The 15,000-nt window shown below is 64.4% G+C and carries 12 protein-coding genes; 5 read left to right on the top strand and 7 right to left on the bottom strand.

Features of this window, described 5'->3' with window-relative positions; translation table 11 throughout:
* Positions 1 to 3 precede the first annotated feature (3 nt).
* From DVS29_RS28400 to DVS29_RS28375, 6 genes are all read right to left on the bottom strand, one after another.
* Complete coding sequence (locus tag DVS29_RS28400; RefSeq protein ID WP_118183863.1) at positions 4 to 846, bottom strand: c-type cytochrome; 843 nt, start codon at positions 844 to 846, stop codon at positions 4 to 6.
* 17 nt (positions 847 to 863) lie between these two features.
* Positions 864 to 2,294 (bottom strand): heavy metal sensor histidine kinase, encoded by a 1,431-nt coding sequence (locus DVS29_RS28395; protein WP_205962530.1) that lies wholly within the window; start codon positions 2,292 to 2,294, stop codon positions 864 to 866.
* Entirely contained in the window at positions 2,291 to 2,968 is a 678-nt protein-coding gene (locus DVS29_RS28390; protein ID WP_118183862.1) for a heavy metal response regulator transcription factor, read from the bottom strand. The genes DVS29_RS28395 and DVS29_RS28390 overlap by 4 nt, the downstream gene beginning before the upstream one ends.
* A 60-nt stretch (positions 2,969 to 3,028) precedes the next feature.
* Positions 3,029 to 4,429 (bottom strand): efflux transporter outer membrane subunit, encoded by a 1,401-nt coding sequence (locus DVS29_RS28385; RefSeq protein WP_240655825.1) that lies wholly within the window; start codon positions 4,427 to 4,429, stop codon positions 3,029 to 3,031.
* 91 nt (positions 4,430 to 4,520) lie between these two features.
* Entirely contained in the window at positions 4,521 to 5,780 is a 1,260-nt protein-coding gene (locus DVS29_RS28380) for an efflux RND transporter periplasmic adaptor subunit (protein ID WP_118183861.1), read from the bottom strand.
* Positions 5,781 to 5,832: 52 nt separating this feature from the next.
* Positions 5,833 to 9,054 carry an efflux RND transporter permease subunit gene (locus DVS29_RS28375; protein ID WP_118183860.1) on the bottom strand — a complete coding sequence of 1,074 codons (3,222 nt, stop codon included), beginning with the start codon at positions 9,052 to 9,054 and terminating at the stop codon, positions 5,833 to 5,835.
* Positions 9,055 to 9,323: 269 nt separating this feature from the next.
* Here DVS29_RS28375 and DVS29_RS28370 point away from each other — a divergent pair, with 269 nt between their 5' ends.
* Positions 9,324 to 9,602: a DUF4148 domain-containing protein gene (locus DVS29_RS28370; protein ID WP_118183859.1), complete on the top strand. Its 279-nt coding sequence runs from the start codon at positions 9,324 to 9,326 to the stop codon at positions 9,600 to 9,602.
* A 19-nt stretch (positions 9,603 to 9,621) separates the two neighbouring features.
* Here DVS29_RS28370 and DVS29_RS28365 read toward each other — a convergent pair whose 3' ends face one another.
* The gene (locus DVS29_RS28365; protein ID WP_118183858.1) at positions 9,622 to 11,298 is read right to left on the bottom strand and encodes an alkaline phosphatase family protein; all 1,677 of its coding nucleotides are present in this window, start codon (positions 11,296 to 11,298) and stop codon (positions 9,622 to 9,624) included.
* A gap of 331 nt (positions 11,299 to 11,629) precedes the next feature.
* Here DVS29_RS28365 and DVS29_RS28360 point away from each other — a divergent pair, with 331 nt between their 5' ends.
* From DVS29_RS28360 to DVS29_RS28345, 4 genes are all read left to right on the top strand, one after another.
* Complete coding sequence (locus DVS29_RS28360; protein ID WP_118183857.1) at positions 11,630 to 12,643, top strand: ABC transporter substrate-binding protein; 1,014 nt, start codon at positions 11,630 to 11,632, stop codon at positions 12,641 to 12,643.
* A 110-nt stretch (positions 12,644 to 12,753) separates the two neighbouring features.
* Positions 12,754 to 13,560, top strand: coding sequence for an ABC transporter ATP-binding protein (locus DVS29_RS28355; protein ID WP_118183856.1), 807 nt, complete (start codon positions 12,754 to 12,756; stop codon positions 13,558 to 13,560).
* A gap of 51 nt (positions 13,561 to 13,611) precedes the next feature.
* On the top strand, positions 13,612 to 14,445 hold the full coding sequence (locus DVS29_RS28350; RefSeq protein ID WP_420816173.1) for an ABC transporter permease: 834 nt from the start codon (positions 13,612 to 13,614) through the stop codon (positions 14,443 to 14,445).
* 106 nt (positions 14,446 to 14,551) lie between these two features.
* Positions 14,552 to 15,000 (top strand): sensor histidine kinase N-terminal domain-containing protein (locus DVS29_RS28345; RefSeq protein ID WP_205962529.1); only part of this gene is annotated, 449 nt, incomplete at its 3' end.

The raw sequence follows: 15,000 nt of genomic DNA, 5'->3' as shown, positions 1-15,000 counted from the left end.
TTGCTACGGTTTGATTTTGCGCGGCGCCATGTAGGCGAGATACGCAATAACCAGATCGATCTCGCGATCGCTCAGCTGGTCCGGCGCGAAGCCCGGCATCGTGCGGCCGGGCCAGTTGCGCACCGATGCCGGGTTGCGGATATAGCGGTGCAACGCGGCGGGTTGAAAATAGTCGACCGGATTCATCGGCACGTTGAGATCGGGGCCGACGTTCGCGTTTCCCGCACCGTTGAGCTTGTGGCAGGCCAGGCATTGCGTGATGAAAAGACTCTGGCCGGCACGGATCGGGTCGGTGGCGGGCAGCGATGCATCCACGGCAAGCGCGGGCCATCGGGTGGACGGTGACGGTTGCGTGTCGAGCTGCACGATCCGGTACGGCCACTGCTCGCTGCGAACGGACGCGGCTTGCTTGCCGACCCACACGAGATAGAACGGCCCCGCGTCGACCGTCTTGCCCGGCAGCTTCGGCCACGGGTGCGCGGGGTCTTCTATCGCGAGCCATGCCACGGCGGTTGAAGCGTCGCGATTGCGAACCAGGTCCATCGGCAGCTGCGCGGCGAAGCCATCGTCGGCGCGCGCTTCGAGCACGCTGTCCGCCGGCAGCGTGGCGCCGTCTAGCAGATTCGCGAGCGGCACCGCGCGGTACGTCATCGGCATCCCGTACGCGATATCGCGCGGCACGTGGATATCCGCTGCATCCTTGCGGGCGAGCAATGCCTGCCGTTCGAACGTCTGTGTTTTGCCGGCTATTGTGAGTGTGAGAACGGTTTCTGCGGCTGCACAAGATTCGGTCAAGCCAAAGCTGCCCGCTATCAGCAGCACCGCAAACAACATCCGTTTCAGCATGCGGTCTCCATTGATGTTCACAAAAGACTTCGCACAGGAAACAGCAGCACGAACCGCATGCCCTGTTCGTCGCGAACGGCGCGCGCCGAGCCGCCGTGCAGTTCCATGATCGCGCGAACGATGGCAAGGCCCAGCCCCGTCGATCCCGATGCAAGATTGCGCGAAGGGTCGCCGCGATAGAAGCGGTCGAAAATCCGTTCGAGTTCCGCGTCGGGTACGAGCGCTCCCTGATTGAACACCGAGACCTGCAAGCCATCAGGCGTCTCGCGCGACGAGAGTTCGACGCTGCCGTTCCGCGGTGTGTGACGGATCGCATTCGCCAGCAGATTGCCGACCGCGCGCCGGAACAGTTCGACGTCCGCAGTGAGCCGGCCGCCGCCTGTCGCGCGGATCGCAATGCCTGCTTCGTCCGCGAGCCCTTCGAAGTATTCGGACATGCGCGCCAGCTCGTCACCCACATCGAACGCCTGCATGTGCCTGACGAACTGTGGATGCTCGGCGCGCGCGAGAAACAGCACGTTTTCGATCATGCGCGATAGCCGGTCGCATTCTTCCACGTTCGACGCGAGCAGTTGCTCGTAGTCTTCCGTGGAGCGCGGCCGCGCGAGCGCGACTTCCATCGCGCCGCGCATGTTGGAGACAGGCGTGCGCATGTCGTGCGCGAGATCGGCCGTGAAGCGCTGCATATGCTGAAAGCCCGTTTCGAGCCGCGCGAGCATCGCGTTGAGCGCATTGACGAGCGATACGAACTCCACCGGCACGTGCTCAAGCGCGAGCCGCGCGTCGAGTTTCGCGACCGTCACGTTTTTCGACCGCTCGGAAATGGCGCGCAGCGGCTTCAACGACAGCCAGATCAGCACGTAACCGAGCGCGGCCGAAAACAGCACGCCGGCTACGCCGGCTGCTTTAAGCGTGTCGCGATAGCGATCGAGCAGCGCGACGCGGTCGGTCATCCTGCGCGCAATCAGCAGCATCGCCGTGCTGTTGTCTCGCAGCGTGGCCAGCGTGACGATGCCGCGCACCGGCTCGCCGTCGGCATCGGTCCATTGGGCGATCGAACCGGTGGTGATGCGCGCCGTGGCCTGCATGATCGTAGCCGGCGCAAGACCGGGACCGGTTGCAGGCGGTGGCGCGGTGTCCTCTTTCCTGACGTTGTGCGTCAGCAGCACATGGCCCTGCGCATCGGCAACTTTCATGTACAACGCCTGGTTGCCCAGCACGATGCTTTCGAGCCGCTCCTCGTGCTCTTCGATACCCGACAGCGTGTTCAGCTCGTCGGTTAGCCGCCGTGCGTGACGCGCGGCGAGCACGATGTCGAGGTCGTCCTGCGCGGCGATCCGCTGTTCCAGCGCTTCATACACGAATCCGCCGACAGCGATGAACACCGCGAGCGTCGTGCAGCCGAACGCGATCGCGAGGGTGGCGGTCAGCGAAAGGCGCCGCATCATGACGGCTGTTTCGGTTCGAGCACGTAGCCGACCCCACGCACGGTATGAATCAGCTTGACCGCAAACGCATCGTCGATTTTCGCGCGCAACCGGCGGATCGCCACCTCGACGACGTTGGTGTCGCTGTCGAAGTTCATGTCCCACACGTACGACGCGATCTGCGTGCGGCTTAGCACTTCGCCCTGGCGCCGGGCCAGCAGTTGCAGCAGCGAGAATTCGCGCGGCGTGAGATCGATGCGCTGATCGCCGCGCTTCACGCGCCGCCGGGTGATGTCCATCTCGAGGTCGCCGACCTTGATCACGTTCGTCTCGCGTACCGGTCCACGACGTGCGAGCGTGCGGACCCGCGCGAGCAGCTCGACGAACGCGAACGGCTTCACCAGATAATCGTCCGCGCCGAGTTCGAGGCCGCGCACGCGGTCGTCCACTTCATCGCGCGCGGTCAGGAACAGCACCGGCGTTTGCCGGCTCGCGCGCAGCTTCTTCACGATCGTCCAGCCGTCGATGCCGGGCAGCATCACGTCGAGCACGATCACGTCGTACTCTTCCTCTTCGGCGAGCAGGAGCCCTTCGTGCCCCTCGTTGGCGACGTCGACCGAGTAGCCCGATTCTTCGAGGCCCTTCTTCAGGTAAGCACTCGTCTTGAGCTCGTCCTCGACTATCAGAATACGCATTGCGTTCCCCCTCTTGCCCGCATCACGACGATCATAGCCGTTGCGACGCGCAATGGCGACCTAACCCGCGCTGGCGCGATCCTGCCACGGACCGCCCAGCGCCTTCAGCAGCGCGACGCTCGCGTCCATCCTGCGCGCGCCGATGTCTTCCGCCTGCAACTGGTTCGACAGCGCGATCGTCTGCGCCGTGACGACGTCGAGATAGCTGACCGCGCCTGCGTTGAAGCGGTTCGTCGTCAGCGTCAGCGACAGGTTCGCCGCCGACACCGCGCGCGCTTCGCTTTGCGCTTCGGTTGCGAGCGTCTGCAGCGCGGACAGATTGTCTTCGACCTGCTGAAGCGCGACGAGCACCGACTGACGATAATCGGCGACGGTGCCGTCGTACTGCGCGTTGGCGGCATGCAGGCTCGCTTCGCGTTTACCGCCGTCGAACAGCGTGCCGGCCAGCTGCGGCCCGATCGACCAGAAGAGACTTGGCGCGGTGAACCACGGTGCGTAGAACGTGCTTTCGAGACCGGCGCTCGCCGACAGTACGAGGTCCGGGAAGAAGGCCGCGTGCGCTTCGCCGATCTGCGCGTTGGCGGCGGCTACGCGCCGCTCCGCAGCCGCGATGTCGGGCCGGCGCTGCAGCAGCTCGGATGGCAGTCCCGGCGGAATCGCGGGCACTGTGAACGAGACGACCGCGGGCGGCAGCGTGAATGTCGACGCCGGCTCGCCGATCAGCGTCGCGATCGCGTGCTGCAACTGCGCGCGGCTGACGTCGACGTCGGCATCGCGGGTACGCGTGGATTCGAGCTGCGTTTGCGCCTGTGCGATCGCGGACGCGTCGATCGCGCCGTCTTTCAGCTGCTGCTGAAGCAGTCGCAGCGCCGCGGCATATGCGTTCACGGACGCATCGAGCAGCTGCTTTTGATTATCGAGCGAGCGCAGGTCGAAGTAGTCTTTCGCGAGATCCGCCGTGACCGACAGGCGCACCGCTTCGAGATCCGCGGCGCTTGCCTGTGCCGTGTCCGCCGCATTGGCATTCGCAGCGCGGATGCGACCAAACAGATCGGGTTCCCAGCTGGCCGACAGACCCATCGAATAGTCCGGCACGGTCTTGCCCGCAAGCGACCGGTCGACGACGTTCTGCGAAGTCCGGAAACGTTGCGCGTCCGCGCCCGCGGTGATGGTGGGCAGGAACCCCGCGTGCTGATAGTCGACCATCGCGCGCGCCTGCTGCAATTGCGCGACCGCTTTGCGCACGGTCTGGTTCGAGACGTCGACCTTCGCTTCGAGCGTGTTGAGTTCGGCATCGTTGAAGACGGTCCACCATGGGCCGAGCGGTTGACCATTGGCGGGCGTGCCGGCTTTCCATCCGCTCGCTGCCTCCGGCGCGTTCGCATAGTGCGTGGGCACTGTGACCTGGGGCGGCGTGGTGTCAGGGATCGTCGAACATGCCGTGAGCGCGAGGCCGAACATCGTCGCTGCAGTCGTGCGGCGAACGCGGACCGGCAACACGCGCAATACGCGGAACATGCGGCGCGGCATCGTAGCGTCTCGTGTGCTCATTTCACGCATGACCATGCTGCTGCTGCGCATCGTGCGGATTGGACGCGGGCTGCGTGGCGATCCGCACGGCCTGCCCGCTCGTGATCGCATCGCCGGGATTGTCGATCACGCGATCGGTTGCCTGAAGTCCGCTCGTGATCTCGATGTGCGTGCCGAAATCGCGCCCCACGTGCACGGTCTTGAGCGCGGTGCGGCCGTTGTGATCGACGGTGGCGACGGTCACGCCGTCGGGGCGGAACAGCAGCGCGCTGACCGGCAGATCGAGCGCGGGCTGCGTCGTGGCGAGCGCCAGATGGACCTGCGCGTAGGCGCCGGGCATCAGTGCGCCGTCACGATTGTCGACGTCCACTTCGACGCGCAGCGTGCGGCTCGCTGGATCGATCGCGCCGGCATTGCGTGCGACGTGCGCCGCGATCTCGCGGCCAGGATACTGCTGCGTCTTCAGATAGACGCCCGTGCTGGTCGTCACGTAGGGCGCATCGTCCTGCGGCACGTCGACGAACACGCGCAGCGTGTCGGTCTGCTGGATATGGAACAGCTCGCCGGATACGCCCGCGCTGCCCGGCGTGCCGCCCGCCGTGACGAGCGTGCCGACGTCGATGTTGCGCGCGGTGACGACACCGTCGAACGGCGCCTGCACCTGCTCGTAGCCGACCAGTTCGGCGAGATGCGCGACGTTCGCGCGGGCCGCATCGAGCGCGGCCTGTTTGGCCTGCATGTCCGCGACGCGCGAGTCGGTGTCCTGCTGCGAGACGGATTGCGTCGTCAACATCTGTTGCCAGCGCTGCGCGGTGGTTTTCGCGTACGTGTAGTTGGCCTGCGCGGTGGCTTCGTCGGCGCGGGCCTGGCGAAGCTGTGCGTCGAGTTCGGGCGCTTCGATCGTCGCGAGCACCTGGCCTGCCTTCACGTGCACGCCGATATCGGTGTTCCAGTGCGCGATATAGCCGCTCGTACGCGCGTACACCGAGGCTTCCGCGAATGGCGTGACCGAACCGGGCAGCAGCAGGTCCTGGTGGCTGGGCGCGAGCGTCGGCGCGATGACGGCCACAGTCGGCAACTGCTGCGCTTCGGTCTGCGCGGTCAGCGCGGTGCTGGCGCGCAGCCTCGGCACGATGCCGATGGCAAGCAACGCGGCCGCCAGCACGGCAAGCGCGAGCGGTGCGCGCAGACGCCGCCGCATAGCAACCGGCGCGACGCCTGCGGTGCGTTCCGCTTCCGTGCCTGTGGAGGATGACGAATCCTCGGAGATTCGGGTGGACATGATGCTTCCTTGCGTAGCGTGAGATTCGTTGCGAGTGTCGATGTGCCGTCGCTCAGTTCGTCGTCGGCTGGCCCGAGGCGCGCGGCGGTTTCGCTGCCTGCCGCTTCGCGAGCCATTGATGAACGAGCCCGAACACGACCGGCACGAACAGCAAGGTCGAGACGGTGCCGATCGCGAGACCGCCGATCACCGCGCGGCCGAGCGGCGCGTTCTGCTCGCCGCCGTCGCCGAGGCCGAGCGCCATCGGCAGCATGCCGATCAGCATCGCGAGCGCGGTCATCAAGACCGGCCGGAACCGGCTGAAGCCGGCTTCGAGCGCCGCGTGCAGCGGGGCATCGCCACCGTGCAGCAACTCGCGCGCGCGGGTGACGACGAGAATGCTGTTGGCCGTCGCGATGCCGATACACAGGATCGTGCCGGTCAGCGCCGGTACGGACAGCGTGGTTCCGGTAGTGAACAGCATCCACGCGATGCCCGCGAGCGAAGCCGGCAAACCGCTGACGATGATCAGCGGATCGATCCACGACTGGAAATTCACGACCATCAGCAGATACACCAGTGCGATCGCGAACGCGAGGCCGCTCGCGAGACCTTCGAACGAGTCGTGCATCGCCTGCACCTGGCCGCGGATCACGATCGACGAGCCCGGCGGCAACTGCGCCTTCGCTTCGTCGACGAGCTTCGTCACGTCCGTTGCAACACTGCCGAGATCGCGGCCCTGCGCGGACGCGAAGATATCGAGCACGGGCTGCACGTTGTAGTGCGAGACCACCGCTTGTTGCGTGCCGCGCGACAGCGTGCCCAGCGTGCCGAGCAGGTTCGCCGGTTGAGGACCGTTGGGGCCGGTTGTGAACACCGGCGACGCACCGTTCTTCGCGAGCGGCACGTTTTCGAGCGACTGCAGCGAATGGATCGCGTATTGCGGGACCATCGCGACGAGCGGGTAACTCACGCCGTTCTTCGGGTCGAGCCAGAAATTCGGCGTGGTCTGCGAGCTGCCGGACAGCGCGATCAGCAGGTTCTGCGACACGTCGCGCTGCTGGAGGCCGGCTTCGATCGCCTTCGTGCGATCCACGTCGACGTTGATCGACGGCTCGTCGCCGGGTTGCTGGATACGCGCGTCGACGAGACCGCGCACGCCGCGCAGCTTCGCGAGCAGCTGGTTCGCCACCGCGCGGTTCGCATCGAGCTTGTTGCCGACGATCTGGATATCGATGGGCGCCGGCAGTCCGAAGTTCAGAATCTGGCTGACGATGTCGGCCGGCAGGAATGCGAACGTCACGCCGGGAAAGCGCTGGTTCAGCGTGTTGCGCAGCTTGGTCACGTATTGCGCGGTGGGACGGTGGTGAGCGGCAAGCGTGACCATCACGTCGGCATCTTCGGAGCCGATCGGGTCCGACGAATCGTAAGTGAGGTTGATGCCGCTGATCGGCAGGCCGATGTTGTCGAGCATCGCGGCGAGGTCCTGCTTCGGAATCACGCTGCGGATCGTCGACTCCACCTGATCGGTCAGACGCGCGGTTTCCTCGATACGGGTGCCGGTGGGCGCGCGAACGTGCAGACGGATTTCGCCGGTATCGACCGAGGGGAAAAAGTCGCGGCCCGTGAACGGAACGAGTGCGAGCGACGCGATACAGATCAGCAGAAACGACGCGATGAAAACGCGCGGCGCGGCGATCGCGCGTGCCAGCACCTCACGATAGCGTGTGCGCAACGCTTCGAAACGGCGCTCGAACGCGGCCTGAAAACGGGCAAGGCGCGCGAACGCACCGTTGCCTTGCGGCGCGTTCGGATCGCGCGGACGCATCAGGTACATCGCGAGCGTCGGCACCAGCGTGCGCGAGAAGAAATACGACGCGCACATCGCGAACACCACGGCTTCCGCGAGCGGCACGAACAGATAGCGTGCCACGCCGGAGAGCAGAAACATCGGCACGAACACGATGCAGATCGACAGCGTCGACACGAAGGTCGGCACCGCGATTTCTCCGGAGCCTTTCAGGATCGCATCGTGCAACGGCTCGCCGTTCTCCAGATGATGCGTGATGTTCTCGATCGCGACGGTCGCGTCGTCGACCAGAATGCCGACCGCGAGCGCGAGGCCGCCGAGCGTCATGATGTTGATCGTCTGCCCCAGCGCGGCCAGTGCGATCAGCGAGGTGAGCACCGCGAGCGGAATCGAGATCGCGATGATCAGCGTCGCACGCCAGCTGCCGAGAAACAGCAGGATCATCATCGCGGTCAGCGCGGCGGCGATCAGCGCTTCACGCGCCACGCCGGTGATCGCGGACTTCACGAACACCGACTGGTCCGACAGCGGCGTGATCTTCAGCGCACTGGGTAGACCCGCGGCGATGTGCGGCAGCATCGCCTTGACCTGCTGGATGATGGTCAGCGTCGACGCATTGCCGGATTTCTCGATCGTGAGCAGCGCACCGCGTTTGCCGTCGCTGCGCACGATGTTGGTTTGCGGCGCATAGCCGTCGCGAACCTGCGCGACGTCGCGCACGTAGACCACGCCGCCTGCCACCGTCTTGATGGGCAGGTTGTTCAGCGCCGCGACGCTGTCCGTGCTGCCGTTCATCTGCACGTTGTATTCGCGCGAACCGATTTTCGCGGTGCCGCCGGGCAGGATCAGGTTCTGTGCGTTTACCGCGTTGACGACGTCGATCGGCGCGAGGCCTTTCGCCTGCAGCGCGCGCGGATCGATGTCGATCATGATCTGACGGACCTTGCCGCCGAACGGCAGCGGTACCGCGGCGCCTTGTACCGTCGCGAGCTGGGTGCGGATGAAGCTGTTGCCGAGGTCGTACAGCTGCTGTTCGGACAGCGTGTCGCTGGACAGGCCAAGCTGCAGGATCGGTACGGTCGAAGCGTTGTACGTGATGATGTTCGGCGGCAGCGTGCCGGGCGGCAGGACGCGCAGGATCGACTCGGAGTTCGACACCGCTTCGGCAATCGCGCGGTTGATGTCGGCGCCGGGGTGAAAAAAGATCTTCACGACCGATACGCCGTTGAGCGACTGCGATTCGATGTGCTCGATGTCGTCGACGTCCGACGTCAACGCGCGCTCGTAGCTGGACGTGATGCGGTTCGCCATGTCCTGCGCGGAGAAACCGTTGTAGGTCCAGACGATGCTGACGACCGGAATATCGATGTTCGGGAAGATATCGGTCGGCGTGCGCATGATCGCGAGCGGTCCGATCGCGAAGATCAGGACGGCGAGCACGACGAACGTATACGGTCTGCGAAGGGCAAGCCTGACAATCCACATGAAAGTCTCTGGAGAAGTGACGGCGCGTTGCGCGAAACGAATTTCGGCGCGACGCGGGCTTCGAGAGACTGCAGTGTGAATAACAGGGCTTTACCCGATACTGACCCTCACATTACGGGTTCGTTATCTTGGCTGGAACGCAAGCGGAGCGGGCGGCCGCCGGCAGATGTCAAAAATGTAATTCACGGGTAAGGGGCTCCTCAGGTCGGGAGAGAAGAATGGCTCATGTGGCCTGTGCCATGCCTACTCAATCTCACTGGAGCGACATCATGAAGATCCTGACCAATGCTGTTATCGCCGCACTCGGCCTCGCCTTCGGCGCAAGCGCCTTTGCACAGACGAGCGCACCGGAACTGACCCGCGCGCAGGTTCGCGCGCAGCTCGTGCAGGCGGAAGCCGATGGCCTGCTGCCGACGAACCGGAACAACTATCCGCCGTCGCCGGCCGTGATCCAGCACAACCGCGAGATGTGGGCGGCCGCGCATCACGACGACGTGAGCACGACCGCGTCCGCCTCGTCGCCGGCGAACAGCATCGCCGGCGACTGAGAAGCGCGCTGACTAGCCGTTAGAACCGCCGCGAACCGATACCCGGCAGCGTCTGCGTCCCTTCGATCGCGACCGAATGCAACTGGTTCGGATCGAGATCGAGCAGGCGCAGGATCGTCGGTGCGACCTGCGTGGTCAGCACGCGGTCATCGATCGTGAGTCCGCCGTGATGGATTTCCGGCGCTTCGATCACGAGGCCGAGGTGGCTGTCGTCCGGTGCGTTGCCGCCGTGCTCTTCATCCTTCGCGGTGCTCGACGTATAGATCACGCCCGGATTCGGCTGCACGATGATGTCGGGCGTACGGCCCTGCAGCGGACTGCCGAAGCGCGCCGCGAGTTGCGGTCCGTACAGGATGTACGCCTGCGAACCATCCGCGCAGATGCCCGGCGCGTTGCACGACAGGTTGTCCTTCAGCGTCTTCACGACCGCGCTCAGCTGGCTTTGATCGTTCAGCCAGATGAGGCCCACATCGTCCGTCTGCACGAAGCCCGTACCGACGAGACCGCTACCGTCGTTCAGGTTTCCGGTCGTCGTGGCGTTCTGGCCGAAGTTGCCTGCGGAGTTCAGGTAGTTGTTCGTCTCCAGCAGCTTCGTCAGCGTGTCGCCGTTCTTGACGAGCTTCGTGTGGTCGGTCGGCGATTGACCATGTTTCGCCGTGACGATGATCGTCGTCGACGAATACAGGTTCTTCGTCTTCAGTTCCGACACGAGGCGGCCGAGCGCATTGTCGAGGTACGTGATCGCGCCGCTCACCTGCTGACCCGGCGTGAAGTCGGCGTCGAGATAGCCGCCGTTGTCCGCGACCGGCGACTTCTGCGCGACGCTCAGCGTCTGGAAGTTCGCGCCGAACACCGTCGGCACCGGAACGCTCGTCTTGCCCGTCGAGTCGAGGCCGTCGATCTCGTTGATCAGTTCCTGCACGTGGATGTTGTCGAACACCTCGGTGTGCGTATAGGTGTCGAGATAGTACGTTTGCGTCACCGGGTCGATCGAGTTGATCTCGGTGCGCGCGAGATCGTCCACGCCCTTGCCCGAGGGACCGTTGACCCAGTCGTAACCCCATGCGTGCTTGTCGGCCCACGCGGTGCGCGCATTGGGACGGTCTTCCTTGACCACTTCGAAAAGCGTATTGGTCTTGATGTAGTTGTGCGGATAGACCGGCACGCACGCGCCGTTGACCATCGCATGCGGAATGGCCTGCGGATTGAACGCGCCGCCGCCGTTCAGGTTCTTCAACACGCCGCCGTTTTCGGCATCGATGCCCGTCGTTTCGTCGAACACGACGTTCCAGCCTTGCTTGCCGGAGCACGTCGGGTCGGACGGCGAGTACAGCGTGCGGTCATACGAGACGTCGTAGAAGAGGCCGGCTGTTTTCGGCGAGCCCCCCGTGAGAAGCGCGGTGAGGCCCGGGAACGAATCCGACAGCCCAGGCGTGTGTGCGTTCGTATAGGTGAGACCCGACTTCGCGAGTACCGCGAGATTCGGGCAGGTGTTGCCGGCGATACAACGCGCGACGTCCTGTTCATGCAGACCGTCGAAGCTGATCAGGAGCACGTGCTTCGTGTCGCCGTGGCGATCGCCGCGGTTCCCGTGATCGTCGTCCGCGGATGCATCTGCGCAGTGAATCGCAGCGAGTGCCGCGATGCTGAAACTTACCAGCTTGCCGAGTTGTTTCCTTCGTATTGCTCGTTCCATGACTCCCCCTTCCTGTTGGTTGCGAGTGAGAAATGCGCGGTAAGGATTGTCAATGTGCATCGCGCGTAAGGCTTATCCGTGAAGCGGGACTTTCGTTTCGCTGTCTCTTGAGGATTGGTGTGGTTTGTCGCATAGATCAACAAGAAAATCCGTTCGCTTAAGCGTCCCTTAAGGATTGAGCGAGATCGATTCACGCGGCCGCTAAAGATCATGGAAACCCCTTACGTCAGACGGCTTGGTGTGAAAGCAGGGAGAAGGGTTTCGGCCAATAGAATCCCGCCATCGACACACACGCGGCAGTCCGCCGCGATGACAACAACGGAGACAAGCTATGCGCGCCACTCGCCACACGTTTCGCCAGATCGCGCTCGCCGCGAGCATCTTTGCCGCTATTGCGTCGCAACATGCGATGGCCGACGACGCGTCGAAGATCACGATCATGGTTGGCGGCATCACCAAGCTGATCTATCTGCCGGCCCGTCTGACCGAAGAACTCGGCTACTTCAAGGACGAAGGTCTCGACGTCGAACTGCTGTCGCAACCGGCCGGCGTCGATGCCGAAAACGAACTGCTCGCGGGCGCCGTGCAAGGCGTCGTGGGCTTCTACGATCACACGATCGATCTGCAGACGAAGGGCAAGGAAGTCAAGGCGATCGCCGTGCTCGGCCAGGTGCCGGGCGAGGTCGAAATGGTGTCGACGAAAGCGGCCGACACGATCCATTCGATGGGCGACGTCAAGGGGAAAACGCTGGGCGTGACGGGCCTCGGTTCGTCGACCAGCTTTCTCACGCAGTACCTTGCCGGCCAGCACGGCGTGCAGACGAGCGACTACACGATGCTGCCGGTGGGCGCCGACGCGACCTTCATCGCGGCGATCAAGCAAGGCCGCATCGATGCCGGCATGACCACGGAACCGACAGTGTCCGCGCTGGAAAAGACCGGCGAAGCGAAGGTGCTGGTCGACATGCGCACCGTGGACGGCACGAAGGCCGCGCTCGGCGGCACCTATCCGGCCGCCAGCCTGTACGTGCAGGCGGCGTGGGCGGATTCGCACAAGGCCGAAGCCGCGAAGCTCGCGCATGCATTCGCGCGCACGATGCAGTTCATCCATACGCATAGCGCCGACGAAATCGCCGCGAAGATGCCCGCCGACTATCAAAAGGACAAGACGCTCTACGTGAGCGCGCTGAAGGCCTCGCTGCCGATGTACACGCCGGACGGCAAGATGCCCGCCGACGGTCCGGCAACGGTGCTGAAGGTGCTGTCGGCCTTCAATCCTTCGGTGAAGGGCAAGCACGTCGATCTCGCGAAAACCTACACGAACGACTTCGTCAGCGCGAAGTGACGCTGCGCTACGAGTGCCTGCATTCCGGGCATGCGGCGACGCGTGCCTGATACGACTGTGACGCCGGGGCTGCGACACGCGCAGCGCCGGCCATTCAATGGAAATACCTGATGAGCCCGGTTCAATCCCAGCAAACCCAGGACACGCCGGTAATCGAGTTTCGCTCGGTGTCGTGCCGCTTCATTTCGCCGGACGGCAAGGCGACCGTCGCGCTGCGCGATTTCAGCATGTCCGTCGCGCAAGGCGAGTTCGTCGCGATCGTCGGGCCGACCGGCTGCGGCAAGTCGACGACGCTCAGCATGATCACGGGCCTCCTGAAGCCGACCGCCGGCGAAGTGCGCGTGATGGGCGCGCCGGTGGACGGCATCGATCCGCGCATCGGCTTCGTGTTCCAGGCGGACGCGGTGTTTCCGTGGCGCTCGGTGATCGACAACGTCGCGGCGGGCCCGCTGTTTCGCGGCCGCTCGAAGTCCGCGGCCTACGACGAAGCGAACCAGTGGCTGCGCCGCGTCGGTCTGGAAAAATTCGCGAAGCACTATCCGCATCAACTGTCGGGCGGCATGCGCAAGCGCGTCGCGCTCGCGCAGACCTTCATCAACAAGCCGGAAATCCTGCTGATGGACGAGCCGTTCTCGGCGCTCGACATGCAGACCCGCACGCTGATGCAGGACGAACTGCTGCAACTGTGGTCCGCGAACGCGGGTTCGGTGGTGTTCGTCACGCACGATCTCGAGGAAGCGATCGCGCTGGCCGATCGAGTATTCGTGCTGACGGCGCGCCCCGCGACGCTGAAGAAGGTCTACGAGATCGATCTGCCGCGTCCGCGCATCACGTCGGAGATCCGCTACGAACCCCGTTTCATCGAAATCTCGCGCGACATCTGGCATGACCTGCGCGAAGAAGTGCAGATCGCGTAACCCGTCAGAACTACGGAATAACCCATGGCATCCCGCAACAGCACCTTGAACATGTCCTTCGACAGCCTATCGCCGGCCAAGGCCGAGCAGATCGCCCAGCGCCAGTTGCGGCAACGGCACGCGCTGATCATCGGCCTGCGCATCCTCGTTCTCATCGTCGTGCTCGGCGGATGGGAAGTGGCGGGGCGGCAGAAATGGATCGACCCGTTCTTCTTCTCGATGCCGTCGCTGATCTTCCTGCAGATCGTCGACTGGTTCCAGAACGGCACCTCGCAGGGGCCGCTGCTCGTGCAGGTGTGGGTGACCCTGGAGGAAACCCTGCTCGGCTTTCTGATCGGCTCCGCCGGGGGTATCGTGTGCGGCGTGGTGCTGGGCCGCAACAAGCTGCTCTCCGATGTCTTCAGCATTTACATCAAGGTCGCGAATTCGATTCCGCGCGTGGTGCTCGGCTCCGTGTTCGTGATCGCGCTCGGTCTCGGCATGGCGTCGAAGGTGGCGCTGGCGGTCGTGATGGTGTTCTTCGTCGTGTTCGGCAATGCGTTCCAGGGCGTGCGCGAAGCAGACCGCTACATGATCGCGAATGCACAGATTCTGGGTGCGTCGAAGCGTCAGGTGACGACGGCCGTCGTGATTCCGTCCGCGCTGTCGTGGATTCTCGCGAGCCTGCACGTGAGCTTCGGCTTCGCGCTGGTCGGCGCGGTGGTGGGCGAGTTTCTCGGTTCGAAGCAGGGTATCGGTCTCCTGATCTCGACCGCGCAGGGCGCGTTCAATGCGAGCGGCGTATTCGCGGCGATGATCGTGCTGGCGGTGGTCGCGCTGTCTACCGACTATCTGCTGACGGCGCTGGAAAAGCGCCTGCTGAAGTGGAGGCCCGCAGCCTTCTGAACGAGGATGTGGCTGGACGGGAAGCGAATCGCTTTCCCGTCCGGCGGAAACAGAGAGCGTGTCGCGCCGGTCCGGGGCGCGCATGACGAATGCCGGAGAGTTCCCGATGTTGCCAAGCCTGCGCGCGCGTCTGCTGCTGTGGCTCCTGCTGCCTTTGGCAGCGTTCGTGTTTGTGACGGGCAGCATGTCGTACGAGGCGGCGCGGCAAACCGCCGATCTGCTGCAGGACAATGCGCTGCTGTCGTCGGCGCGCACCATCATCGAAGACGTCGACTGGGACAATGGCTCGCTGACCGCGGTCATCCCGCCCGCGGCGCTCGAAATTTTCGAGTCGCCGTATAAGGATCAGGTGTTCTACAAGGTCGTCGTGAACGGCGACCGGCTGCTGGGCGGCAACCCGGACCTCGAAGGGCCGCCGGGTCCGGCGCGCGTTCCGGTGTTCTATCACACGAGTCTGGCCGGCTCGCGGATTCGCGCGGTGGCCTACGAACGCGAGGTGTACGACTCGGGCAACGCGGAGCGCGTGACGGTGATCGTCGGCAAGACCGAGGCGTC

Origin of the sequence: Paraburkholderia phosphatilytica (assembly GCF_003443895.1) — a bacterium.
Taxonomy (GTDB): domain Bacteria; phylum Pseudomonadota; class Gammaproteobacteria; order Burkholderiales; family Burkholderiaceae; genus Paraburkholderia; species Paraburkholderia phosphatilytica.
The sequence above is the reverse complement of the archived record's forward strand: the minus strand, read 5'-3'. Positions and strand labels throughout refer to the sequence as shown.